Source organism: Paraburkholderia podalyriae (genome assembly GCF_014397785.1).
GTDB classification, from domain to species: domain Bacteria; phylum Pseudomonadota; class Gammaproteobacteria; order Burkholderiales; family Burkholderiaceae; genus Paraburkholderia; species Paraburkholderia podalyriae.
This window is the reverse complement of sequence record NZ_VZQQ01000028.1, coordinates 30687-55034: the sequence shown is the minus strand read 5'-3', so window position 1 is coordinate 55034 and position 24348 is coordinate 30687. Positions and strand designations below refer to the sequence as shown.

The 24348-nt window shown below is 59.2% G+C and carries 19 protein-coding genes and 2 pseudogenes; 13 read left to right on the top strand and 8 right to left on the bottom strand.

Features of this window, described 5'->3' with window-relative positions; genetic code table 11:
• Positions 1–12: 12 nt before the first annotated feature.
• Positions 13–204, bottom strand: a pseudogene (locus F6X42_RS26965) (2Fe-2S iron-sulfur cluster-binding protein); the annotation flags it as partial.
• Positions 205–338: 134 nt separating this feature from the next.
• Between F6X42_RS26965 and F6X42_RS26960 the strand changes: the two are divergent.
• From F6X42_RS26960 to F6X42_RS26910, 11 genes are all read left to right on the top strand, one after another.
• Positions 339–1157 carry a helix-turn-helix domain-containing protein gene (locus F6X42_RS26960; protein WP_187637114.1) on the top strand — a complete coding sequence of 273 codons (819 nt, stop codon included), beginning with the start codon at positions 339–341 and terminating at the stop codon, positions 1155–1157.
• Between the two features lie 228 nt (positions 1158–1385).
• Entirely contained in the window at positions 1386–2777 is a 1392-nt protein-coding gene (gene hpaX / locus F6X42_RS26955) for a 4-hydroxyphenylacetate permease (RefSeq protein ID WP_187637113.1), read from the top strand.
• A gap of 105 nt (positions 2778–2882) precedes the next feature.
• On the top strand, positions 2883–4580 hold the full coding sequence (locus tag F6X42_RS26950; protein ID WP_187637112.1) for an FAD-dependent oxidoreductase: 1698 nt from the start codon (positions 2883–2885) through the stop codon (positions 4578–4580).
• A 26-nt stretch (positions 4581–4606) separates the two neighbouring features.
• Positions 4607–4798 (top strand): hypothetical protein, encoded by a 192-nt coding sequence (locus F6X42_RS26945; protein ID WP_187637111.1) that lies wholly within the window; start codon positions 4607–4609, stop codon positions 4796–4798.
• A gap of 71 nt (positions 4799–4869) precedes the next feature.
• Entirely contained in the window at positions 4870–6165 is a 1296-nt protein-coding gene (gene hmgA, locus F6X42_RS26940; RefSeq protein WP_187637110.1) for a homogentisate 1,2-dioxygenase, read from the top strand.
• A gap of 20 nt (positions 6166–6185) precedes the next feature.
• Positions 6186–7454 carry a fumarylacetoacetase gene (fahA, locus tag F6X42_RS26935; RefSeq protein ID WP_187637109.1) on the top strand — a complete coding sequence of 423 codons (1269 nt, stop codon included), beginning with the start codon at positions 6186–6188 and terminating at the stop codon, positions 7452–7454.
• Positions 7455–7467: 13 nt separating this feature from the next.
• Complete coding sequence (gene maiA / locus F6X42_RS26930) at positions 7468–8148, top strand: maleylacetoacetate isomerase (RefSeq protein ID WP_187637108.1); 681 nt, start codon at positions 7468–7470, stop codon at positions 8146–8148.
• A gap of 613 nt (positions 8149–8761) precedes the next feature.
• The gene (locus tag F6X42_RS26925; protein WP_018420242.1) at positions 8762–9148 is read left to right on the top strand and encodes a hypothetical protein; all 387 of its coding nucleotides are present in this window, start codon (positions 8762–8764) and stop codon (positions 9146–9148) included.
• A 44-nt stretch (positions 9149–9192) separates the two neighbouring features.
• A complete protein-coding gene (locus tag F6X42_RS26920) occupies positions 9193–9372 on the top strand; it encodes a hypothetical protein (RefSeq protein WP_187637107.1) in 180 nt (59 codons plus the stop codon).
• Positions 9373–9511: 139 nt separating this feature from the next.
• Positions 9512–9718, top strand: coding sequence for a type II toxin-antitoxin system VapB family antitoxin (locus F6X42_RS26915; protein ID WP_018420240.1), 207 nt, complete (start codon positions 9512–9514; stop codon positions 9716–9718).
• Positions 9715–10095, top strand: a complete 381-nt coding sequence (locus F6X42_RS26910; RefSeq protein ID WP_187637106.1) for a type II toxin-antitoxin system VapC family toxin — start codon at positions 9715–9717, stop codon at positions 10093–10095. The genes F6X42_RS26915 and F6X42_RS26910 overlap by 4 nt, the downstream gene beginning before the upstream one ends.
• Before the next feature lie 344 nt (positions 10096–10439).
• Here F6X42_RS26910 and F6X42_RS26905 read toward each other — a convergent pair whose 3' ends face one another.
• From F6X42_RS26905 to F6X42_RS26880, 6 genes are all read right to left on the bottom strand, one after another.
• Entirely contained in the window at positions 10440–11465 is a 1026-nt protein-coding gene (locus F6X42_RS26905) for an IS630 family transposase (RefSeq protein WP_187637105.1), read from the bottom strand.
• 495 nt (positions 11466–11960) lie between these two features.
• Positions 11961–13085: a porin gene (locus F6X42_RS26900; RefSeq protein WP_312892917.1), complete on the bottom strand. Its 1125-nt coding sequence runs from the start codon at positions 13083–13085 to the stop codon at positions 11961–11963.
• Positions 13086–13892: 807 nt separating this feature from the next.
• Positions 13893–14603: a TetR/AcrR family transcriptional regulator gene (locus F6X42_RS26895; RefSeq protein ID WP_187637104.1), complete on the bottom strand. Its 711-nt coding sequence runs from the start codon at positions 14601–14603 to the stop codon at positions 13893–13895.
• A 555-nt stretch (positions 14604–15158) separates the two neighbouring features.
• Positions 15159–16124 carry an NAD-dependent epimerase/dehydratase family protein gene (locus F6X42_RS26890; protein ID WP_187637103.1) on the bottom strand — a complete coding sequence of 322 codons (966 nt, stop codon included), beginning with the start codon at positions 16122–16124 and terminating at the stop codon, positions 15159–15161.
• Positions 16125–16148: 24 nt separating this feature from the next.
• Positions 16149–17894 (bottom strand): flavin-containing monooxygenase, encoded by a 1746-nt coding sequence (locus tag F6X42_RS26885; RefSeq protein ID WP_312892916.1) that lies wholly within the window; start codon positions 17892–17894, stop codon positions 16149–16151.
• 408 nt (positions 17895–18302) lie between these two features.
• A complete protein-coding gene (locus tag F6X42_RS26880; protein ID WP_187637102.1) occupies positions 18303–19838 on the bottom strand; it encodes a class I adenylate-forming enzyme family protein in 1536 nt (511 codons plus the stop codon).
• 267 nt (positions 19839–20105) lie between these two features.
• Between F6X42_RS26880 and F6X42_RS26875 the strand changes: the two genes are divergently transcribed.
• The gene (locus F6X42_RS26875) at positions 20106–20783 is read left to right on the top strand and encodes a nitroreductase (protein WP_187637101.1); all 678 of its coding nucleotides are present in this window, start codon (positions 20106–20108) and stop codon (positions 20781–20783) included.
• Positions 20784–20997: 214 nt separating this feature from the next.
• Here F6X42_RS26875 and F6X42_RS46625 read toward each other — a convergent pair.
• Positions 20998–22059, bottom strand: a pseudogene (locus F6X42_RS46625) (porin).
• A 570-nt stretch (positions 22060–22629) separates the two neighbouring features.
• On the opposite strand from F6X42_RS46625, the gene F6X42_RS26865 reads away from it, so the two are divergent.
• Positions 22630–24258 (top strand): GMC family oxidoreductase, encoded by a 1629-nt coding sequence (locus F6X42_RS26865; RefSeq protein ID WP_187637100.1) that lies wholly within the window; start codon positions 22630–22632, stop codon positions 24256–24258.
• Positions 24259–24348: the final 90 nt, after the last annotated feature.

Sequence of the window (24348 nt, the reverse complement as noted above, 5' to 3'; positions counted from 1 at the left end):
GGTGTCCTTCGATTACCGTTCGTCGTAGCTCACAACCACCCGATCCGAGATCGGATGACACTGGCACGTGAGCACGAAGCCATCGTCGATTTCGCGTTGTTCGAGCGTGTAGTTCTTTTCCATCTTCACTTCGCCTTCGAGCACTTTCGCCCGGCATGTGCAGCACACTCCGCCCTTGCAGGCGTAGGGCAGTGCTACGAACGCGAAGGCTGGTATTTTGGCCATCGCGTTGCGTCGCCTTCTCCTCTTTGCCGCAAGTTCTGACGGGAACAAAAGCGAGCGATCTTCCGCCGCAGAGTCGCTTAAAATCATCTTTTCGGCACTCTCCGAGGCCAATCATGCGCTCATGGCGGCTTGATCGTCCCAACCTCTCCGGCCATCTGGATCTGTCACGGGCAACGAGCCTGGTCTCGGCCATCGGGTCTAACGATGCGAACGCCTTCGCCGCGGAAGTTCTGAAACTCCTAGAGGATGCCGCAGGCATATCGCAGTGCACCGTCTTTGCTTACGAGTTCAACAATCGTCCTCGGACGGTCTCGGTCGCAGACCACCGTGGCGGTCGATATCTGAGCAACGTCGCGGATACCTACGCCAAGACTTTCTATGCGTTGGACGGAAATCAGACGATTATCTCCTCTGCCCGTCCTCAGAAGCTCGACTCGGCTGTCCTGCTCCACCAGCAGGCCATCGAAGACATCTCGCATGAAGGGTATCGAGCCGCTTGCTATCATCAGCCGGACGTTTCGGGCCGACTCTCCCTTTTGCTGCAGCCCTCGCAGGACATCTGGCTCTCCGTCAATCTCTACCGCGACCGCAGGCGCGGCCATTTCCACGCGAACGAGATCGCGCTGATTGAGGCCTTTGCGCCGCTCATCGCCCAGACCGCCAAGCATCATTACGTGCTATGCGGCCAGATTCAGACCGGCATTCCGCAACTGATGCTGGTGCGTATTCGAGGGATCTGCCCCGAGTTGTCGAAGCGCGAACTCGATGTCCTATGCGGCGTTCTGGAGGGCCGTACCGCGAAAGACATCGGAGAACTTATGGGCGTCAAAGCCTCCAGCGTCGTGACCTATCAAAAGCGGGCCTTTCGCCGCCTCGGCATTTCGAGCCAGCGTCAGTTGTTTGCCTTGTGCCTGGCTACCAGCCGAGAATGATCACGCACTGCGTCATCTCTCTGACCGTGCCCGATCTTCTGCTTGCCTGGCACTGAGGGTTTCTCCTAATCCATTTCACCCGTCAAGTCGTACCCATTTTGGGGACAGCGCGCGCGGGCGAATCTCCATACTCCACTCATCGCCATACCTCGCCGCCCTGACGAGCCTGACGCGATTGCATTGAGTGCTGTGGCGCTCGACATAGAGCTGAGTTTGGAGACGACCCGTATGGAAACGACCCCATTGGCTGACCGCAGTCCGCTTCCTGGCGGTCCGGCAAACGGTGCTGGATCTGGTGAATCGATGCGAGAGCAGCGTGTCATCGCCAAGGTCTCCCGGCACCTTCTTTGGTTTCTCTTCGTCCTGTTCTTCTTCTCGTTCATGGACCGGATCAATATCGGATTTGCCGGCCTTACCATGATGAAGGATCTCGGCCTCTCCGGCGTCCAGTTCGGTCTGGCGACCACGTTATTTTATATTGCATATATCGCGTTCGGCATTCCCAGCAACATCGTCCTGGCGCGCATCGGCGCGCGGAAATGGATCGGGACTATCATGATCGCCTGGGGTCTGGCCTCTACAGCGACGATGTTCGCATCGAGTCCGGGAACGCTTTACCTGTTGCGAATCCTCGTCGGCGTGACCGAGGCGGGCTTTCTACCAGGCATCCTGCTTTACATGACGTATTGGTTTCCGAGCGCATATCGCGCGAGGGCCAACGCTTTGTTCATGATCGCGATGCCCGTCACGGCCGCGGTCGGCTCCGCGCTCTCGGGATACATTCTGGCGCTGGATGGAACGCTTGGCCTCAAAGGATGGCAGTGGCTCTTCTGTCTGGAGGGTCTGCCTTCGGCGATCTTGGGTCTGGTCGTATTCGGCTATCTGCGCGATGTTCCCGAGAAGGCGCACTGGCTCACTGCCGATGAGAAGCGCACGCTTTCGAAGACCCTCGCGGCCGAGCACAACGCCGACCCCGTGCCGCATTCGCCCGCCACCGACGAAAGAAGCCTTCTCAGCGAGCTCTTCTCGCCAACGGTCCTCAAATTTGCGCTCGCTTATTTCTGTCTGGTCAACACGCTAGCAATGGTTGCCGTCTGGACGCCCCTGATCGTCAAAAGCTTCAGCGCTGACGCGAGCAACCGGGCCGTCGGCCTGCTGGCCGCGATCCCGCAAATCTGCACGATCGTTGCAATGATCTGGTGGGGAAGACGCTCTGATCGCAAACAGGAGCGCAAATGGCACCTGATGTTGCCGATGCTGTTTTCCGCTGCTGGCTGGCTTTGCACCGCCTATTCCACCAACCCCGTGATTCAGATGTTAGGCATCTGCCTCGCGTCGGCGGGTTCGTACACCGCCATGTCGATCTTCTGGACAACCCCTGATCACGCATTGAGCCTCCGGGCCCGTGCCGTTGGGATCGCAGTGATCAACGCGACCGGCAACATCGGGTCGGCGCTGAACCCCCTGGTCGTGGGATGGCTGAAGGATCTCACCCATAGCTTCTCGGCCGGATTGCTCTATGCAGCGGCATTGCTCGTGATCGGCGCCATCGTGGTGGCAGTGCTGCCCGTTCAGCCCAAGCGCTCCCGCGACGCGGAACTATCTAGCAACGCACGTTAGTGCGGATTGCCCTACTTGGGCGAATACGCCGATGGCGTTACGGCAGCATCGAGGCGCAGCCCATGCGTAGCCCCCCGCTTACCAGAATTCGTTAAGGAGCAAACGATGGAATTCAAAGCTTATCCCTTCACTGCAAAAAAGTACGCTGGCCAGATGCCGAATCTTGACAACGGCATCGAGACAAAGCGACATGCAGTGACGATCGTCGGCGGTGGCCCTGTCGGACTCGCCGTGGCACTTGGCCTCGCCAATCACGGCGTTCCTTCCGTATTGATCGAAGCCGATGATTCCGTATGCTATGGCAGCCGGGCCATCTGTATCTCGCGTCGGAGCCTGGAAATCATCGAGCGCCTGGGTGCAGTGGACGGGTTTCTGAAGACCGGACTGCCGTGGGCCGGTGGGCGCAGTTTTTATCGCGACACCGAAGTGCTGCACTTCAAGATGCCGCAGGACGACAACCAGAAACTGCCTCCGATGGTGAACGTCGCGCAATATCACATCGAACAGTTTCTCCTGGACGCCGCGCAACGGAAGTCTGATCTGATCGACATCCGCTGGCAGACCAAGGTGACCGCCATCGATTCGCGTACGGACGGCGCCATGCTTCGCCTCGCGACTGCCGAAGGCGACTATTCGCTCAATACGGACTGGGTGGTCGCCTGCGATGGTGGGCGCAGCACGATCCGCGAGGCATTGGGCTTGCAGCTCAATGGGACGAGCTACGAGGGCCGTTACGTCATCGTCGATATCGAGCTCGAGAGCGAGCGGCCGACCGAGCGTCTTGCCTACTTCGATCCATCGTCGAACCCGGGCTCCACTGTGCTGGTCCACAAGCAGCCTGACAATGTCTGGCGCATCGATTACCAATTACGGGACGGCGAGGACGCCGAACAGGCAGTCAAGCCTGAAAATGTCATGCCACGGGTGCAAGGCCTGTTGGACATGATGGGCGAACGTGGCGCCTGGGCACCCATCTGGATCACGATCTACAAGGCCAATGCCTTGACCCTGGAAAGCTATCGTCACGATCGCGTGCTGTTTGGCGGCGATGCAGCCCATCTGGTGCCGATTTTTGGCGTGCGCGGCGCGAATTCAGGAATCGATGACGCGGACAACCTCGCGTGGAAACTGGCGTTCGTCGTCCGTGGCCTGGCGTCCGAAGGATTGCTCGACAGCTATTCAGACGAGCGCGTCTTTGCGGCCCACGAAAACCTTAGCTACGGTGCCAAGAGCACCGAATTCATGGCGCCGCCCTCATTCGCCTTCGAGTTGATGCGCAAGGCCGTATTGAGCTTGGCGATCAAGCATGAACGCGTGCGTTCTCTGATAAACCCGCGGCAGACTTCTGCCATCAGTTATACGGAGTCGCCGCTCAACACGCCTGAAGCACAGTCGGGCGCGTTTGAGGCTGGTCCTGCGCCGGGGGCCGTGTTGACCGAATGCCCATTGACGATCGTCGAGGGCGGCAGCGCGAGGGAGGCTCATCTGACGGACTTGATCACTCCAAGGTTCACCGCTCTGCACTTCAGCGAAGACGGACGCGTACCGGTGGAATTTGCCGAACTCGAAGCAACGCTTCAAGAGGAAAAGCTGCCTTTCAAGCTGATCCCCGTGACTTCGCATCTTCACCCCGAGACGAACAACAATCACAACTGGGACCACACAGGTCGGCTGTTCGCCATGTACAACGCCAGACCCGGCACCGTATACCTGGTTCGCCCGGACGGCCATGTACTGGGACGCTGGCATGCGGCAGCGGCTGCAGATGTTGCGGCCGCCATCCACCACACCCTTCAAATGTGATCACCAAACCGGTAAAGGAGAACGCGATGACTGACAGCGACCTCGACATCATTTATACCCGGCTGTGCAAGACCATGACTCAACTGGGTCAGCCGAACACTTCGCTTTTCCTCGCGCGCTTCGCCATGCTCGCGATCGACAGGATCGACGACCCCGCCGTCGCACTGAATTTAATCGACGACGCAAGCGAAGGAATGACTGAATCAGCGCCGCGGTAGGGTTCCAATCCACAAGCCCGCCTCGTAGCACTTTTTCTGGCTTCCCATATCCTTCGCAGGAACGCGAAACAATGACCGTCAATTATCAAACCGGCTTCGCCAATGAATTTGCCACCGAGGCGCTGCCGGGCGCCCTTCCCCTGGGGCGTAACTCTCCGCAACGCGTGCCTTATGGCCTATACGCAGAACAACTCTCAGGGACTGCATTCACGGCGCCGCGTCATAACAATCGGCGTTCGTGGTTGTACCGGATCCGGCCAGCGGCCATGCACTCGCCATTCCAGCATATCGAGAACTCGCGCCTGTTGAGCCGCTTCGACGAAGTACCGACGCCACCGGATCAGTTGCGCTGGGATCCTCTTCCGATGCCCGATGCACCGACCGATTTCGTGGCTGGCCTTGTAACCATGGCGGGCAACGGCGCGCCCGATGTAGGGCGAGGATGCGGTATCCACCTGTATGCCGCGAACTGTTCCATGACCGACCGGTTTTTCTACAACGCCGACGGTGAGTTGCTTGTCGTGCCGCAACAAGGACGGCTGCGCGTGGCAACCGAAATGGGACTGCTGGAAGTCGAACCGCAGGAGATCGTCGTCATCCCGCGAGGCGTGCGTTTCCGGGTTGAACTGCCCGATGGCGAGGCGCGCGGCTACGTGTGCGAGAACTATGGCGCCCTGTTCAAGCTGCCCGACCTTGGCGTCATTGGCTCCAATGGCCTGGCGAATCCGCGTGATTTTCTGACGCCGGTCGCGTCGTATGAAGACCGGGAAGGCGACTTCGAACTGATCGCGAAGTTCGAAGGCAATCTCTGGCGCTCCCGGATCGACCACTCGCCGCTCGACGTCGTCGCATGGCACGGAAACTATGCGCCGTACAAGTACGACCTGCGGCGCTTCAACACGATTGGTTCAATAAGCTACGACCATCCCGACCCCTCGATTTTCCTGGTGCTCCAGTCCCCCACTGATACCCCCGGCGTCGATTCGATCGACTTTGTCATTTTCCCGCCGCGTTGGTTGCCCATGGAAAACACGTTCCGTCCGCCATGGTTCCACCGAAATTTCGCAAGCGAGTTCATGGGACTGATTCATGGCGCGTATGACGCGAAGGCTGAAGGTTTTGCGCCCGGCGGTGCGTCGCTTCACAACTGCATGAGTGGTCATGGCCCAGATGCCGAAACCTTCGCCAGGGCGAGCACCGCAGACACGACCCGGCCTGATCACATCACGAACACGCTGGCGTTCATGTTCGAAACGCCCGCCGTCATCCGGCCGACGCGCCATGCGCTGGAATCGTCGCAGCTCCAAGGCGAGTATTACCGGTGCTGGCAGGGCCTCAAGAAGCATTTCAACCCGGCACAAGCCTGATAGGACGTTGGAGAAATCACATGTCGTTGATCAACGAGACGCACAGCCCGGCTCTGAAAAGTTGGGTGGAACAGGCAAACCGACCGGGGAGCGATTTTCCAATCCAGAATCTTCCATTTGGTCGTTATCGACCGATGGGCACGGACGAGGACTTCAAGATTGGGGTAGCCATTGGCGACCAGATTTTAAGTCTGCAGGGCACAGGCCTGATCGACAGTCCGGACATGAACGCGTTGATGGCACTTGATTCAACAACTCGACTGGAGTTGCGCCGCGCCATTTCCCGAGGCCTGGCGCACGGCAGCGAGCAGCAACAAGCATGGTCGACGCTGCTTATCAACCAGAGCGCGGCGGAGATGGCAGCGCCTTGCCGAATCGGAGACTACACAGATTTTTATACGGGCATTCACCACGCCATGTCTGTCGGCAAGCTGTTCAGGCCCGACCAGCCGCTGATGCCGAATTACAAATGGATGCCGATTGGTTATCACGGTCGGTCTTCATCCATTCGCGTGAGCGGCCAGACGTTTCGGCGTCCGCGTGGGCAAACCAAAACGCCGGACGCCGCGCAACCCACCTTTGGTCCCAGCCGACGACTGGACTACGAACTCGAACTTGGCTACTTCGTCGGTCGCGGCAACGATTTGGGGCGACCCGTTTCCATCGAAGACGCGGAGAATCATCTTTTCGGTGTGACACTGCTCAACGACTGGTCCGCGCGCGACATCCAGGCGTGGGAGTACCAGCCGCTCGGCCCGTTCCTGTCCAAGAACTTCGCGACAACCGTCTCTCCGTGGTTAATCACGACCGAGGCACTGGCACCCTTCCGCGCGCCGTTGACGCGTCCCGACGGTGACCCGCAGCCGCTCCCTTACCTCGACGCCGCCCGCAATCGCAAGGAAGGCGCATTCGACATCACACTTGAGGTGTTGATCCTAACGGAGCGCATGGTCGGGTCAGGCCTCCCACCTCAGCGCTTGACGCTGGGCAACGCTGGCTCAGCGGCCTACTGGACAGCGGCACAACTGGTGACCCACCACACGGTCAACGGCTGCAATCTCCAGCCAGGCGATCTGCTTGGTTCCGGTACATTGTCGGGCCCCGCCGCCAATGAGGCTGGCTCGCTACTCGAATTGACCGAGGGCGGCAGGCAGCCCGTCGTGCTGGCCAATGGCGAGCAGCGGACCTTCCTGGAGGACGGCGACACGCTGATTCTGCGTGGATGGTGCGAACGTCCCGGCGCGGTTCGCATCGGACTCGGCGAAGTCCGTGGCACCGTCCTGGCCTGAAAAGGAACCACCGATGACAGTTTCGAACAAGCCGGAAGCTGCGGTCTCAGATCGCGTCCTTTACACATATTTCCGCAGTTCTGCGGCGTACCGGGTGCGCATTGCGCTCAACCTGAAGGGTCTCGATTACCGTACAGTGCCCGTCCACTTGCTTCGTGACGGCAGACAGCAACATCAACCCGAATATCGCGCGGTAAATCCTTTCGTGCCGAGCTACCGCGAGGATGGTCGAACCATCCGTCAATCGTTGGCCATCATCGAATACCTCGAGGAATGCCGCCCCGACCCGCCGTTGTTGCCCGACGCACCATTTGCGCGTGCAGAGGTAAGGCAGTTGGCGCTATCAATCGGGAGTGAAATCCATCCGCTTAACAATCCGCGGGTTCTAAAATATCTGGAGCACGAGATACATGTCGACGAGGCGGCACGGCTAGATTGGATGCGCCACTGGATGACGACCGGACTCGAGGCGTTGGAAACGCTATTGGTGGATATGGGTTCATCCGGGCGCTTCTGCCATGGCGATCGACCCACGCTGGCAGACTGTTGCGTGGTGCCTCAGTTGTTTAATGCGCGACGGTTCGAGGTCGATCTCTCCCAATGCCCGCGTTTATTGGAAATCGTCGAGGCCTGCAGCGCACTACAGGCTTTTCAGAACGCGCATCCGAGCAGACAGCCAGACGCGGCGTCGTAAGAGGACCATGACTTATTGTCGACTTCGGAGACTCAGCCATCGCAAGGGCCGTTCTCTGTCGGTTGCTCGAACGGCCGCTATCCGACATACCTAAGCCGTTGGAGTGGCGGCAGATCGCCCCGTCGAACGGCGGAAGTTGGCCGGCTACTGCCTGATGCGGTCGGCCGGAACCAGCCGAGGCGGTCGATCGGCTTGTTCCTTCTGACGGTATCTTTCCGGCCGACCGGCACCTCTTCGATGACACGGCCGGAGTGGTTGCCTAGGGGGACAAGAGGCGTGGCCCGTAACGGATTGATTGTCGCAACAGTGACAGATTCACGGCGGTCTACGGAAGCGCGGGACGATTGCGAGAAATCAGGATTGATTGAGCTGCTGCCGAACTACTGACGTCCAGGAGCACGGCCTCTTCACAACCTTTTTGCGGATGCACTCCCTTTCCAATACTTGTACGCATAAGTCGGTGGTGTGACCACCGAAACTGATCCGGCAGACAGCTTCGCTATAATCGGGCTATCTTCCCAGACCACCCTGCTTCGAGTAGATGTCCGTCAAACGAAACCGGTCTCGGACTGGCCAGCCACGCCGGCCGCTGACAAAGGCGCTGTTGTTACCGATGGATCGTGCGTCCGCTAGCGAACAGTCCCTGAGGCTGCATCTGGCGCTGGTCGCTTGTCGTGAGTGCCAGGCCAATAGTCACCTGATCAACGAACTGATGCGCGCCGTCTATCTTGCTTATTTCTTGCAACGCGCGGGCTACGGAAGGCATCCCGCCGCGCACTTCAAGGTCGCCGAGTGCGCTGTGGAGGTGGCGCTGGCGCACGCGTATGGGACGGGCGAATGGCGTCTGACGCCGGACGTCATCGGTGACTTTGAAGAACTGATAGCGCTGTATGACGCGCAACTTGCCCGCGCACCACTGCATGCGGTACGTCACGCCGAAGAGCAACTCAGGGATTTTCTCGCAGGAACCGAAAGTTCGCCTATCGTCGTCGAGGAGTAACACTCGCGCCGCTGCACTGGCTTGTAGGTGTATGAGTTCAAGCTATGACATTCCTGGGTGTGAGCGGTGATCTCTGGCAGCGCGAAGCCAAGCCTGGGGATAAGCAGTTTTTCGGCACGTTTCTCGAAAACTTGATCGCGTGGAAGCGCGATTTCTCCGCGGAGCCCGTCGCTGCAGCAGCTGGTCGAGTCGTTGCGGATGGTCGCCCCACAGTGACGCAGTGAGCACGCCGTGGATCCGGCGCGTTGCACGCAACACAGCTCCTTCGACACTCCCGTGCGGCCTACCCCATCTTTCGTGCAGGAAGAAGCGTCAAATATTTGATGCTATAATTGATGCAATTCAGCATCAACTGGAAGTCAAATGCGAACCACTGTTACGATCGACGACAACCTTTACGAGCGCGCTCTTGAGCTCGCCGACCCTGACATGGATAAGGCCGACCTGTTTCGAGTGGCGATGCAGACGTTTGTTCGCGTTCAGGCTGGTAAGCGTCTGGCGTCGCTGGGCGGCACCGAGCCCGGTATGCCCGACATCCCGCGGCGCCGATCGGAGCCTGCGGCTCAATGAGCGTCCTCATCGATACATCTGTGTGGGTCGATCATTTCCGTCGCGCGAATGCGAGACTGGTCCAGCTGATCACCAGCGATCAGGCGCTCACCCATCCAGTTGTGCTTGTTGAGCTCGCCTGCGGCACTCCGCCTGCACCCCGCGCACGTACGCTCCACGACATCGGGCTGCTGCAACATGCGACGCACGCGACATGGACTGAGGTGATGGAGTTTATCGAGGCAAGACAATTTTATGGGCGAGGCTGCGGCAGCAGCGACCTTACGCTGCTTGCGTCAACTTTGATGACTCCCGGTGCGTCACTTTGGACCTTGGACAAACGACTCGCCCAGCTCGCCGGTGAACTCGGCATCGCGGATATGCGTGACATCCACTAGGCGCGGCATCCCCCCGGGCACGTCATTCGGCACTTTCCAGGATCAGCGCTATCGCTGTGCAAAAACCTGCGGTCTTACAGCTCACCCACCTGAGCAGTTCCTGACGAGGCTTCTCCGGTCCGCAGGCGGGATTTTATATGTCGCACAATACATAGTTATACTAACTAATAAAATGCTAATTCCTTTTATGTCAAGTCGGGGGCGGCCGACACTAGGACTTCCGGGCCTGAGCCCCTTTTCGTGCCAAGTCAGTCGATGTCCCCGGCCTTCACGCCGAGGCGCGCGAGACTGGTCCCGTTGACGCACCTCACTTACTAAGCCGAAACAAAGTAACCGGACATGAATCATGCCGCGTAGCGGACTGACGGATGTTGAAACATGGATCGGACCAAGGCCGGAATCTTCTGCAACGAGCGCAGAACCGCTCGAACTCGCTGCTTGAGATGCCCCGGACCTTTGATGGCAAGCTTGCCGATCTTGTGATGTTTGAGATAACCCCATACCAACTCGTCCGGGTTCAGGTCTGGCGAGTAAGCAGGAAGGAAGAACAGACAAAGGCGCCCATCCGATTCTGCGGCAAGCTGCCGGATCGCTTTGCAACGATGTACCGGATGACCATCGGCAATCAGGAAGACAGGCGCATCAGCGGTGAGCATCAGCCGTTTGACGAAGTCGACGTACACGGAGATCTTGAAGCTGCCTTCGAAACACATGAATCGAAGTTGGCCACGCGGGCTGATCGCTGAGATCAGGTTCACCTTGAAGCGCGCGCCAGTGACTTCGACTACCGGTGTTTGACCGACCGGTGCCCAGGTCGTGCCGCTGTGATAGTCCGATCGCACCGTCGATTCGTCGACGAAGAAGATCTGTGCCCCGCAGCGTTTGGCCTGCCCGGCAATGGCCGGGTATTCGTTCTGCATCCATGACTCGACCAGTTCAGGGTCGCGTTGGTAAGCACGCGCAAGCGGACGCTGGGGTGAAAGCCCGAGCTTGCGCAGCAGTCGACCGACCGACACCTCGGAGAGCCTGACGTTGAAATGATCGCGAATCAACTCCCGCACCATGTCTCGCGTCCACAATGCAAACTCGAACTTCATCTGCATGGGGTTCTTCGTTGTGACCGTCTGATAGACGAAGCGGATAGCCTCGGACGAGAGCTTCATCGGTCGACCAGGGATTGCCTTGGCTCGTAACGCCTCGATCCCCCCTTCGCGCCAGGCCGCCAACCACTCGTAAATACGCGCTCTCGAGAATCCCAGCGTGCGGATCACGTCCTCCGGCGACTCGCCAGCTTCGACACGCTTGACCGCCCGAATGCGGATCTCTTCCAGCGTTGCATGTGAAAGCTGCCGGCCGTCGTCCTCGCGCATCTCGCCTCTCCCTAAACCCCTTAAAGCTTAGGCCATGGCGTCGATTTATGTTCGCTTACTTACGCACTGGTTAGTAACTCCGCGGGATCGGAGGGCCGGAGTGTCATACGGCTGTGGTCAAGCGATCGTCCAGTTTGGAAGCCGTCCCGGGTTAATGCCCAGGCGCTGCCGTCAGGGCCACGTGCCTAAGCTCGTCCGGCTGCCGCGCCTCCGCGAACCGCGCAGAAGGCTTTCAGACGCTCATCCACACCCGGGATGGCGGAACGAAGCGTAGCGGTTGGGGCGCGAAGTCCTCGAGCTGCGCGCTACGTTGAGCCTCGCGCGCCTGTGGCAAGCACAAGGCAAGAGTGAGGCGGCACGCCAGCGGCTGGCCGGATTCTATGGCGCTTTCACGGAAGGCTTCGATTCCACCGACTTGCGAGAGGCGAAGGCGCTGCTCGAAGAGCTACGATCTGTCTCGCGCAATCGCCACGGTGCAAGCCGGGGGCCCTCGTCTCAGAATTTCGTCCGCATCCCCGCCAGTCCGTACACTTGCGTTCTCGTGCTGGAAGGCGACAGCGAATAGATCTGTGCGAACTTTGCATCACCGGCCGCGTGCTGGTAGATGCCGACGAGAAAGAGGTCGGTCCGCTTGCTCAGGAAATAGTCGAGTCCGACATTGACCTGGTGCCATTTCGGGTCGACAGGTTGCGGGTGATAGCTGCCTGATGTGTAGATGTAGGCTGCGCCAGCGAGCAAATCGGGTAGCACATAATCCACCAGCGAGACCTCGAAGTTGTTCAGGTCGACCCTGGACGTATCGAGGTAGTCGAAGCGCGACTTCGTATAGAGCACGGACGCGCTTGCCGCGCCGAACTTATAGGCCCCGCCTGCGCCGAACATCCACTGTTTGGCGACGCCTGCGCCGGTCGCAGGATTAGTGATGAATGGCGAACTGAAGCCGTAGTCGCCCGAAACAGCGCCGCCGGTGTTATTCGGATCGTTCGGCATTGTGACCTGGTTATAGGCCGCGCCAAGCGACAGACCGCCGTTGCGGTATGTCACGCCAGCGCTGTAGCTGCTGTTGTCGGAGAACCCGTCGGCTTTGTTCGAAAAGCCGTAAAGCGCGGCGACTTGCAACCCGCGATAATCGAGGCTCTTGAACTGGACAGCGTTGTTGACGCGGAACGTGTTGAACACGTTGTCGTTGTCGCCGATATGCGTGCCGTAGGCGGCGAACTGGCACGCCGACTCATAGGCACAGAGCGTTGCGGCGCCGAGGTCGTATTGCCGCCCGACGGTGATCGTGCCGATACGATCGGACGACAAGCCGACGAACGCCTGCCGGCCGAACATGCGCCCGCCCTGCGAAAGCGATCCATTGGTGATGCTGAAGCCGCTCTCCAGCGTGAAGATGGCATGCAGCCCACCGCCGAGGTCCTCGGTTCCCTTCAGTCCGAAGCGTGGCGGCTGCATCGGGCCGTTCGCCACGAACCATGAAGAGCCACCTTTCTGATTATTCGCATAGGCGATAGCCGTCGAGATCAAGCCGTAGAGGGTCACGCTGCTCTGGGCACTCGCCAGTCCGGCGAAGCTCAGCAGGTACGACGCAACAAAAAGATTAGCCAATTTAGATTTCACGTGTCTGTCTCCGTTCAATTTATTTAGTATTACTAATCACCGTCTTTATGCCGACGCATTCACATTCCGCCTCGTTCTGAACGAGCCGATGACGCCCCCTGCGGTCTATGGCCATCCGGCGCGACATCTATCGTTCAGTGCGGTTCGCGCGTGCCGGCTTCCGTGCAATTCGTCATTGCCTCAATTGTTTGGCGTGGGCGTTACCGCCCCCCCTTGCGGCGCACTTCCTAGCCCTCCTTGGCAAGAACGCCATGCATTCTTCGGCAAGCCGCTAAGGGTCAAGAGCGAGACCCTACTGTGTCATCACAGTGGCCGTTTGGAAGTTCGGCCCTTTGGTAGCTATTAGAGCCTATCAGTGGCCATAAGTAAATTGGAATTCACTTTTGGTTTACCCGAACTGTGCTTCCAGTAATGACCTGCGAGTTTGTGCTGCGCAGACGCGAAGAATCGGGGGTGAACCGTTAGACACCGCAGCCCGTCCCAATACACGAAGCGCAACGATAGGGGTCAGTCGAGGTTGAGTTGAGCCACGAAAGACGGACTCTGCTCTTGGATGAGGGGAATGTCGGCACGGGCAAGCATCGAAAGCCTCATTCGACGGATCTCCACGCGGAGATGTGGAGTTCGCGAAGACTGGGCGCACGCCCGGACATTTGGTGCGCGAGTTCTCGAGCCGACGACACAGAGGATCACCAACTGGGTCGCGCAGCCGGACCCCGAAACATCCATGCGCTGAACGCGACTTCGCGCGTCGCCCCTGGCCCCCATGCTTCTCGAGGCCTCAACCACTGCATAAGATTCGCCGGCTCAGCTGCGCTCCGATTTTGCACGACGCCGTACCGGATCGCGGCCGGGTTCCTTGTCTGCGGGAGACGCGGCTGTTGTCTCAGCGGGGCCTCCTCTCACACCGTTCAGGACCAGTCGAGTCAGTACCTCAATAGCGGCCCCGTCATCGATCAGCCGATCTGGAAAGTCACCGGCGCGCGCAGTCCAGTTGTAGCCGGTGTATTCGAGCATCGAACACAGTGCCGAAGCAATCAGTTCGCTATCGAGCCCGGGGCAATAGCCTTCCTTTTGGAGGAGCTTGATCACGCTTGACATGCCTCGTATGCCCTGTTGCCTCACACCATGCCATGCACGAGCGAACTCACGATCCGCCATCGACATCTGAAATGCTGCAGTTGCCACAGGCCAATCATCGCGATAGATCTTCCAGAACGCTCCTAACCGCTCTTTCAGGTGTTCGAGCGGGTCCCCACGCGTGTTCAAGGGGCGGTTTACTTCCGCCTTGAGGCGCGTGCGAAATTCGTCAAGCAGCTCGTGTAGCAGTGCTTCCTTGCTTGGATAGTATTTGTAGAATGCACCCGGCGAGCGGTTGGCGCTCGCCATGATGTCGGCAATTTTCGCATTCGAAAACCCATCTGCTGCCAACGCGCGTTTCGCCGCAAGCTTGATCGCTTCTCGCGTCGTATTGCCTTTCGGTGTGCGCCGGGTCGCCGGCTCGATGAGTTCGTCCATAACGAGAACAATCGTCCATTAGTCTGGCCGGCACTCGGCCGGAACATTCATCAATTGCGGCTTCCCGCTGCTCAACGTCTTTTCGACATCACTCAGTCTCAAGGAATCCAGTTCACGCCTGGGCGCCCGCCCCCTCCAGATTCAACCCCCGAGTGGTTGTCAAAACACCGCCTGAGCCGCATGGACCGGAATTTCCGCTGAGGTCCCCGGGAAGCGTAATTGTAATTCAGATTCACTTTGGCCGGCATCGAAATCCTACAGGTCCTTTCGACCATGCCGAGAGCGTGTAGCCACCACTGGCGGGGCAACGGGGGGATGAGCACCGCAGAATTTATTGTTCACTTTTGCAGGTGGGGTGCTTGGAGTCGTTAGGTCGGGAAAGCCGGATGCGCAGGCCATCGAAAGTGGCGGCGTCCAGAAATTCGGCCGCCCGCGCGAGCGCGAGGTCGTCATGCGCGGGGCCGACTTCCCGGCGGCCGCAACGCCCATGACCGCCACCGCGTGGGCCGGCGGCCCACTGACCTCATCGCCTTGCGCTGCCCTCGAGCACCAAAATCAGACGTCATGGGATTGCAGCCATTGCACGTAATCAGCAACCCCGGTCGCAACCGACCATCGTGGTTCATAGCCGAGCGCACGCACGCGCGTTATGTCCAAATAGCGTTGGTCGCTCGAAGGCCCATGAGGGTGCAGCGGCAACGGCGGTATCGCGCCTGGGAACAGCGCGTTGACTGCGTCAGCGAATTCATCCAGCCGCGTGGTTTTGCCACTGCCCACGTTGTAGACCTTGTGCTCCGGGGCAATCGCCTGGTGGACCAGCGCCATGCCGTATGCGTGGTCCTTGACATAGTTGAAGTCCCAGGCCATGTCCGCGCATGGCAAGCGCCCTTTGTCTGAGGTCAGATCCATGGCGACGCCGCGCACGGCGGCATGAACCATCCGCGCGACGACATTGATCATCTTGTTGTAGAGCGGCCCGTATGTGCCGTCGATTCTCACGATTCGGATGTCGAGGTCCGTCTGGCGCTGAAAGATGGCGGCGATCGCCTCGAGCAACTTCTTGGGCCCAGCCTGAATGTAGTGATGGTCCTTCTGCTCAGTGATGGCGATCGGGCCTGCCTCGCTATACGGATAGTATTTTGAGTCCAAGCCCCAGTAGATGTCGCTGGAACTGGTGATCGTAAGTTGTCCGACATTCATGATTCGACAGGCTTCGATCACATTGAGCGCACAAGCCGTTCGTAAATGCACTTCACGCGCCGGCGACATCGATTTGGGGGCATACCCCGACGCATCGAATACCTTATCCGGCTTGATACGGGCAATCGCATCGAAGACGTCATAGCTGACCGTCAAATCAATTCGTTCCTGCTGCGGGGCCTCCCCGAAAAACTCCTTCAGTTCCGCAGGCGAGCGCTCAGCTCTGGCACCTGCGATCACAATTTCTTCGCCCCTCGCGGCAAGCTCGCGCGCGACATGCATCCCTATAAAGCCAGTTCCGCCCAAGACAAGCGTTTTCATTCAGGACTTCCTTTTATCCGTTTTTCAGGAGAGCACGAACCCGCGGTATCCGGCATCGGCCACCTCGTTCAAAATCTTGCGGTAAGCCGGCACCCCGCCCACATAGGGCATGAAAATTCGAGGCTTGCCCGGGATATTGGCGCCGACGTACCACGAATTGCCGCGTGGGTAGAGGGTGCGATCGGCCACCTCGTTGACGTGGTGAACCCACTCGTTCTCCGCCTGGAGCTCGCAAGCGACGTAGGCCCGATTGGTCTTACGCGCGTACTGAATCAACCGAGTGACCCAATCGACGTGCTCTTCGATGGAGTGCACGACGTTGCTGAGCACCGATGGGCTGCCGGGCCCCGCGATGATGAACATGTTAGGAAAGCCCGCGCACGATACGCCCAGGTAAGTGCGTGGACCGTGCTGCCACCTTTCCCCCAGCGTCACGCCTCCGACTCCGCGGATGTCGATGGCACGCAGCGCACCCGTCATGGCGTCGAAACCGGTCGCGAACACGAGGATGTCCAGCTCAAACTCTTGCGCGCTCGTACGCAGCCCACGCGGGGTCACTTTCTCGATCGGCGCAGTCTTCACGTCGACCAACGTCACGTTGGGCCGGTTGAATGTTTCGTAGTAGCCGGAGTCCACACAGAGGCGCTTCGTGCCGAAGCGCAGCTCCTTCTTAGGGCAAAGCAGTTCGGCCACTTTCGGGTCGCGCACGATCGCACGGATCTTGGAGCGCACGAAGTCGGAGACATACTCGTTGGCTTTTTCATTGACCAGCAGGTCATTGAATGCGCGCAGCATCCGGAATCCGCCACCGGCACCGCGCCAGCGGAACTCGAACTCGCGCAGCCGCTCCTCTTCAGAAACCTCGAGGGCCGATTTGTCGACGGCCTCCAGATACAGGCCGTTGTTGGCTTCTCTCGCGCGGGCCCGCCGCTCACGGTAGTGGGCCTTGGCATGGCGGACGGCCTCGTCGTCGAGCGGCTCGTTCTGGGCCGGCACGCTGAAGTTGGCGGTGCGCTGAAAGACCGTCAAATGGTCGGCCTGTTCCGCGATCAACGGAATCATCTGCACACCGCTAGAACCCGTGCCTATCACCCCTACCCGCTTGCCGGCGAAATCCACGCCCTCTTTCGGCCAATCGGCGCTGTGATACCAAGTGCCGGCGAAGCTGTCCAGGCCCTTGAAATTTGGGGCTTGCGCGATGGAGAGGCATCCAGTGGCCATCACACAGAACTGCGCGTCGAATGACTCGCCCGCGTCTGTCTCCAGGGTCCATCGCTTTGCCTGTTCGTCAAATATTGCCCGCGTCACACGCGTGCGAAACTGGATATCGCGCCGCAGGTCGAATCGGTCGGCGACATGGTGGATGTAACGCAAAATTTCCGGCTGTGTCGCATAGCGCTCGCCCCAGGTCCATTCCTGTTCGAGCTCCGCGTCGAAGGAAAACGAGTAGTCGAGGCTTTCTACGTCGCACCGCGCGCCGGGGTAGCGGTTCCAGTACCAGGTGCCGCCGACGTCCTCGCCGGCCTCGATCACGCGGGCAGTCAGGCCCGCCTTGCGGGCGCGGTGCAACTGATAGAGGCCGGCGAAGCCGGCCCCGACGATGATGACATCAAGCGACTTTTGTTGATTTGATGCATTCATTCCAGGGTCTTCCGATTCAGGTTGACAAAGCAGTAGCGCGCTGCGATCGCTCCACAGGAGCATCGGGCGTTCGATGCAGACCGGCTGCGCGGCGATCTCTTGGAGCGGCCCTCCCGACGCGGTGCCCAAACATCTGTCCTGAAATCGTCCGATTTCCGTGCACGGTAATGGGTGTGATAGGTCCAGCGCGGCCCATGAAACGTATTACAATGCATCGAGCGTATAAAGTAAATCACCATTCACTTATCGAAAACCCTTATTTCTAGCGCGATTGGCTGACCTCATCCTACGGGCGCTTTATTAGCTGAACCGTGCCCCTTCGCCAGGACAGAGTCACCACCACGCGGACAGGTGGACGCGAGGGATCAAGCAGGGCGTCACGCGGGCTACATCGATGGCTTTGCTGCCGTGAAGGCCGCGGACGTCACTGCGCGGGCGGATTCAATCGCCCGCAACGCGTCATACGCCGCAGCCTACCAAGGCCTGAGTGCAAAGCAACTTCGGTGGAAAAGCCTCGGTCCAATCGCGGTTTTCCGGTTAACCGGCTCTGCTTTTTTCAGCGGCAAGCCACTCTTCCCGCAGTTGGTTCTTTTGAACTTTGCCGATACTTGAAAGTGGTAACGGCTCGCTGCGGATGTCGTAACTGCGTGGGACTTTGTAGCCGGCAATCTGCGCCCGGCAATGCGCGTCCAGTTCCGCGATATTCAAAATCGCGCCAGGTTTCGGAACAACCGCTGCATGAACCCGATCTCCCCAGCGCTCATCGGGCAGACCGAGCACGGCGCAAGCCTCCACCAAAGGGTGCGAGGCCAAAGCGTTCTCGACTTCGGCGCAATAGATGTTCTCGCCACCACTGATGATCATGTCCTTGATCCGATCAACGATGAACAGAAAACCGTCCTCGTCTAGATAACCCGCATCACCGGAACAGAGCCAACCGTCGACAAACGTCTGGGCGGTCTTCTCAGGCGCCTTCCAATAACCGCGCATGATAGCGGGGCCGCGCAGCAGGATCTCGCCCGCTTCCCCCGGCTTGCATGGGCGAGATTGATCGCTCCTAATACGGATCTCAAAGCCGGGCAACGCCTGCCCTGCCGACTTCAGCTTTCCCGCCTTGGGGCCGCTCAAGACGTGCCGGTCGGGGGGCAAGCTACAAATGCCCCCGCATGCCTCGGTCATTCCATAGAACTGGTTGATCCGCGCATTGGGAAAGGCCTGCAGCATTCGAGCAAGCAACGCCTGCGATATTGGAGCAGCACCGTACTGGATCGAGCGAACTCGAGATAGAAGCTCATCATCGCGCTCGGGGCCGTCCAGGACCATCGCAACCATCGTTGGGACGAGTTGAACGTGCGTGACACCATCGTCACGCAGGCGCCGATAGAAAATCTCCGGCTTGAATTGCGCTATGAAGCTGTGCGTGCCGCCGCCAAGCGTCACAGCCAGCCCGTTCGCAAGATCTCCCAAATGGAACATCGGTGTCGAATGGAGATAGACCGTGTCCTGGTTGTACCCGAGTTCGCGATGCAGGCTCATCGCGGCGAAGCTGAAGTTCAGGTGCGTCAACTCCACGCCCTTGGGCAGTCCGGTCGTCCCCCCTGTGTAGCAGATCCCGGCTAGCGAATTGAGGTCACCGCAAGCATCCTCGATACGCGGGTGTTCGATCATTGCCGCATACCGCGCGTTGTCGAAGCAGACGAATTCTTTTAGAGACGGCAGAACCTCAGCCATCCGCGTTCCGAACTCCTCGAACGACTCGTCGCTGAACAGCAGCATGGAATCAGAGTGCTCCACGATGTGGCGAAGCTCCTCGAAGGCCAAACGCGTGTTGAGGGGAACAATCACTCCGCCCGCCCACCAAATCGCCATCAGGAGTTCAAAATAGCGAGGAGAATTCCTCGCCAGCGTGGCTACGCGATCACCGCGCTCGAGCCCCGCAGCTTGCAGGGCGCCAGCCAGCGCTGAGACTCGTCCCAACAGCTCGGGCCAGGTGCGCCGTTCCTCACCACTGGAAATGGCCAGCCCTTTTGGACAAATGCTCGCCGCTCTGCGCAGCGCTGCCGTCGACATCATAAATGGCGCTCCATGGTCTAAAAACTGAAGAACTCAGTCGGAATAAGCAGACGGATTCATGGCCGAAGCCTCGCCGCACATCCGAAACCGAAAGGTGTTTGCCGCGAGCCTGCCCGCTTCCACAGCGAATTGTCTCACCATCCTTCCTTAAAAGTAAATTTGGAATTACCATGGAAAACCCTACCACATCGTCATTGGCAGCTCCGTTGCATCGGCCCATGTTTGCGTGTAAATTGCAATTTACTTTTAACAGCCATCATCAGCATCATGACCAACCCGCCCAACACACTGAACGACTTGATTTCTCGTCGACACACCTGCAGAGCGTTTCTGCCGACTCCCGTCGCGCGCAGCACAATCGAGTCCATCCTGGAAGCGGCGCAGCAATCACCTTCGTGGGGCAACGTGCAGCCCTGGCAGGTGACCATCGTGTCGGGTGACGCCGCCGATGCGTTCCGGGAGGCGTACACCCGCTTCGCGCAGAAAAACGAGCCGATTGCGCCCGACTTTGAATTTCCGCAGTCCTATGAAGGTGTCTTGAGAGATCGCCGTCGGGAATGCGGCTGGCGGCTCTATGAAAGCGTGGGCGTCAAAAAGGGCGATCGTGAAGGTTCGGCGCGTCAAACGCTGGAGAACTTCCGTTTTTTTGGCGCTCCACACGTGGCAATCATCACGACCCACCGTTGTCTCGGGACGTACGGTGCCGTCGACGCCGGCGCCTACCTGGCGAACTTCATTCTTGCGGCACAGGATCTTGGAGTAGCCTCTGCGCCGCAAGCAGCGTTGGCCTCCTATCCACAGTTCATACGTTCCCATCTGGGTATTTCGGACGATAGAAACGTGGTGGTGGGCGTCTCTTTCGGCTACGAAGACACCGCTCACGCAGCGAACAATTTCAGGACGGGACGTGCTCCACTCGACGAAGTGGTGACCTGGATCGATTGACGCCGGAGAAAGCGCCTAAACGCAAAGGCCTCGCCGCCGGGCGAACTCGGGGGTTAGGGTTGGAGCGTCGATCAACGCAATGCGCCCGCGCGGCGCGATCAATTCCGCGATTTCGGCGAGGTGGGCGATCGGTGTTCGTCGTGGCGAACACGACACCCGGTGGCGCATTATGCGAGAGCGCCTCGCCTCCCTTTGGCCGGCGCTGCGTCGCAATTTAGAAGACGTGGCGGATCCCGACCGTTACACCCGTTGTTGTTCCCGTTGCACCCCACAGCGCATCGCTGACCGACAAGCCGGTTTCCGCTGCGGGCCATAGAGCGTGGTGCGGCTCGACAGATAGAACGACGCCCCAAGGGCTGCGAGCAACGAGTGGTTGGTTGACTCGTGGCGCTGATCCTCATACCAGACGCCGCCGTTGAGATCGAGCTGTGGCAACGCCAGAACATCCAGGCGCCGTAGACATCGTTCGATACGGCGCCAACCTTGTAGTTGACGAACGACACCTTCGCAGTCAGTTTGCCGACCTTATACGACGCACCGAACTGCATGCCCTGGAACGACTCCGGCAACTGCGTCGGTATCGGGGTTATCAGCGCGCTGCCCGTGCTCGCGTGTGCGTTGAGTTACGAGGCGCTCGCCATGAAGGTGCCGTTGTCGTACTTCAGGCTGCCCGAGTACTGCCGGCCATTCTCTTGAAGTCGCCCGCCACACCGCCGAGCGAAAGCAGCGCACTGGCCTGGAAGCCATCGACACGAGGGCTCGTATACGACACGGCATTGGGCGTAAGGATACCGGTCGCAATTACGTTGTCCAGGTACATGATCTGACTGCTGCCCGTTTGCGACAGGCCGCGAGGATCGAGGTCATACGTGGCAAGGAAGAACGGGGAGAATTGCAAGCCCGCATCGACTTTACCCCACCGGCTCGTCAGCCCGACGTACGCCTGACGACCGAAGAAATTGCCGTTCGAATTGTTATAGCCGCCGTTGGCGACGTTGAAACCGCTCTCGAGCTTGAACTCCGCCCCGAGCCCACCACCCATATCCCCAATACCCTGCATGCCGAAAATCGACGGCGAGAGACCGCTATCAGTAAATGAGACCTGGCGACCTTCGTTTGGCAACCCCAGCGCCGGAGAATGCTTGCTGGTGTAGATCAAACCGCCGTCGACGATACCGTACACGTGCACGCTGCTCTGCGCGTGCGCCATGCCAGGAAAAACAACGCCAGCCGCCACGGCACACACCTTGAGCGCAAATTTTCGTTGCCCGGTCATCGATTTTTGTTGCTGGGGCATCCTGAGTCTCCTTTGTACTTTGTAGTTAGTCACCCGATGTGCGCGACAGAGTTCAAGGAAGCGGCCGCGCAACGAATCAAGGACCGGCAAAGCATGAGCGCTGTGGTGCGGCAACTTGAATAGCGCCGGAAAAGTAAACCATGACTCACCTTATAGGTAAATTGTGATTTACACAGTATTCACCCGGTATCCATCTGGATTCCGTGCAGACAGGAGGGGGATTGCCTGCGGTGCCGCGCTTGAGCGATACACCGCTGAGGCGCCACTAATATCCGATTTTTCGCCTCGGCACAGCAGAAACTCGGTGCGCCTTATCGACCCCGCGGTCCGGGTAAACTAGATGTGAATTTGAATTTACTTAAATCCGCAAATAGCCTTTAATAGCTACCTAACGGTCGAGCCTGCAAATTACTGCGATGCCGCAGCACGATCTGGCTCTCGCGCCTTAGTCTCCAGGACTCGTATAGTCCTCATCGACGTCGTGGTGCCGAGAGCCCCCAGGATTTGTCTCGAAGAGAGTTCTGTGACAACAACGAGGAGGCTGAAGGAATGGTCGGCACGAAGACTGCAATGAAGGCGGACTACATCATCGTTGGTGGCGGGAGCGCTGGCGCCGTACTGGCGAACCGGTTGTCGGAAGATCCGGGCAAACGCGTTTTGCTAATCGAAGCGGGGGGAACGGCAAGATCCTTGTTGGTGCAGATGCCGATTGGCTTCGCCAAACTCGTGGCAAACAAGAAATTCGATTGGTGCTACTACCAGGAACCCGATCCCTCGATCAACGGCCGGCGCTTCCTCTGGCCGGCGGGAAAGCTCTTGGGCGGAGGCAGTTCGATTAACGGTCAGGTCTACATTCGTGGCACGAAGCGCGATTTCGACTATTGGGCGGAATCGGGCGCGACGGGATGGGGCTTCGAAGACGTGATGCCCTATTTTCTGCGTTCGGAGACGTGGTCGGGACCGCTCAGTCGCGCGCGCGGCGCAAACGGCCCCCTGTCGGTATCGCCGATGCGCGACTTCCATCCGCTTTGCCAGAATTTTCTCGAAGGCTGCAACGAAGCGGGCTTGCCGATGCTTACGGACTATAACGGCGGCGAGATGGAGGGTGCTTTCCTTACGCAAGCTTCACAACGCAACGGCTGGCGATGTAGCACAGAAAAAGCGTATTTGCGTCCGACTCGCACGCGGCCCAATCTGGAGATCATTACAAATGCCGAAGTGGAGACAATCCACACGGAAGGCGGGCAAGCCGTCGGTGTCACGCTCATCCGTGACGGATTACGCATGAGAGCAGATGCGGCGGCCGAGATTATCGTTTGCGCCGGCGCCATGGGGACGCCCGCACTGTTGATGCGCTCCGGTATCGGCCCTGGGGATTATCTTCAATCCAAGGGGATTCGGGTGGTTCACGATAACCAGCACGTGGGCCGCCATCTCCAGGAGCATCCGTGCGTTGGTCAGAACAAACGCGTCCGGGTCCCGACGTTGAATAGTCAAGTTGGCCCGCATCATATGGCCGGCCATATGATGCGCTTTTTGATGAGGCGAAAGGGACCGTTCTCCGCGCCAGCCGTTCAGGCCATGGGGCTCGCCCGGACGCGCGACGAACTCAGCGAGCCGGACGTTCAGCTTCACTTCCTGCCGCTCACTTATGACATTGAGCCGGACACCGTGTCTTCCGTCAGTGCGGCAATCCCAAAGGAGCCGGCGATCATGATCATGGCGACGGTCTGTCATCCTGAGAGTCGCGGACGTATCTTGCTGGATGCCCACAAGCGGCCGCACATCGCGCATCAACTACTCGGTGATCAGCGCGACGTCGACACCTTGGTCGACGGTATGAAGTTGATCGACAAAATCTTCAACACTGCCGCCCTGCGTTCGCTGGTGGTCGGCAACCGGCAGCCGCCTTCTGTGCCGACAACGGATGAGGCGTGGGAAGATTTCGTTCGCAGGAAGACGGCCCCGGCCTATCATCCGGTGGGAACCTGCCGTATGGGGACGGGAGCAGATGCCGTCGTCGATCCGCAACTTCGCGTGAAAGGGGTGGCGCGTCTTCGCATTGCCGACGCATCGGTGATGCCGAGGCTGCCGAGCACCAACACGAATGCGGTCGCTATCATGATTGGAGAGAAGGCTGCCGATACCATTCGCAAAGGGTCCCGGCGTTCGCGATAACGAGATCGCGGAACCGGGTTTCGCTCGACCTATCTGGTCGGGCGGTTCAGTTCCGCGACCCAGTCATCGACGCCTCGGGATTCTCGATAA

Excerpts from the sequence above, each read along its gene's own strand:
- F6X42_RS26960 (WP_187637114.1), top strand. The coding sequence starts at position 339 with ATGCGCTCATGGCGGCTTGATCGTCCCAACCTCTCCGGCCATCTGGAT.
- hpaX (WP_187637113.1), top strand. The coding sequence starts at position 1,386 with ATGGAAACGACCCCATTGGCTGACCGCAGTCCGCTTCCTGGCGGTCCG.
- F6X42_RS26950 (WP_187637112.1), top strand. The coding sequence starts at position 2,883 with ATGGAATTCAAAGCTTATCCCTTCACTGCAAAAAAGTACGCTGGCCAG.
- F6X42_RS26945 (WP_187637111.1), top strand. The coding sequence starts at position 4,607 with ATGACTGACAGCGACCTCGACATCATTTATACCCGGCTGTGCAAGACC.
- hmgA (WP_187637110.1), top strand. The coding sequence starts at position 4,870 with ATGACCGTCAATTATCAAACCGGCTTCGCCAATGAATTTGCCACCGAG.
- fahA (WP_187637109.1), top strand. The coding sequence starts at position 6,186 with ATGTCGTTGATCAACGAGACGCACAGCCCGGCTCTGAAAAGTTGGGTG.
- maiA (WP_187637108.1), top strand. The coding sequence starts at position 7,468 with ATGACAGTTTCGAACAAGCCGGAAGCTGCGGTCTCAGATCGCGTCCTT.
- F6X42_RS26925 (WP_018420242.1), top strand. The coding sequence starts at position 8,762 with ATGGATCGTGCGTCCGCTAGCGAACAGTCCCTGAGGCTGCATCTGGCG.
- F6X42_RS26920 (WP_187637107.1), top strand. The coding sequence starts at position 9,193 with ATGACATTCCTGGGTGTGAGCGGTGATCTCTGGCAGCGCGAAGCCAAG.
- F6X42_RS26915 (WP_018420240.1), top strand. The coding sequence starts at position 9,512 with ATGCGAACCACTGTTACGATCGACGACAACCTTTACGAGCGCGCTCTT.
- F6X42_RS26910 (WP_187637106.1), top strand. The coding sequence starts at position 9,715 with ATGAGCGTCCTCATCGATACATCTGTGTGGGTCGATCATTTCCGTCGC.
- F6X42_RS26905 (WP_187637105.1), bottom strand. The coding sequence starts at position 11,465 with ATGCGCGAGGACGACGGCCGGCAGCTTTCACATGCAACGCTGGAAGAG.
- F6X42_RS26895 (WP_187637104.1), bottom strand. The coding sequence starts at position 14,603 with ATGGACGAACTCATCGAGCCGGCGACCCGGCGCACACCGAAAGGCAAT.
- F6X42_RS26890 (WP_187637103.1), bottom strand. The coding sequence starts at position 16,124 with ATGAAAACGCTTGTCTTGGGCGGAACTGGCTTTATAGGGATGCATGTC.
- F6X42_RS26880 (WP_187637102.1), bottom strand. The coding sequence starts at position 19,838 with ATGATGTCGACGGCAGCGCTGCGCAGAGCGGCGAGCATTTGTCCAAAA.
- F6X42_RS26875 (WP_187637101.1), top strand. The coding sequence starts at position 20,106 with ATGACCAACCCGCCCAACACACTGAACGACTTGATTTCTCGTCGACAC.
- F6X42_RS26865 (WP_187637100.1), top strand. The coding sequence starts at position 22,630 with ATGGTCGGCACGAAGACTGCAATGAAGGCGGACTACATCATCGTTGGT.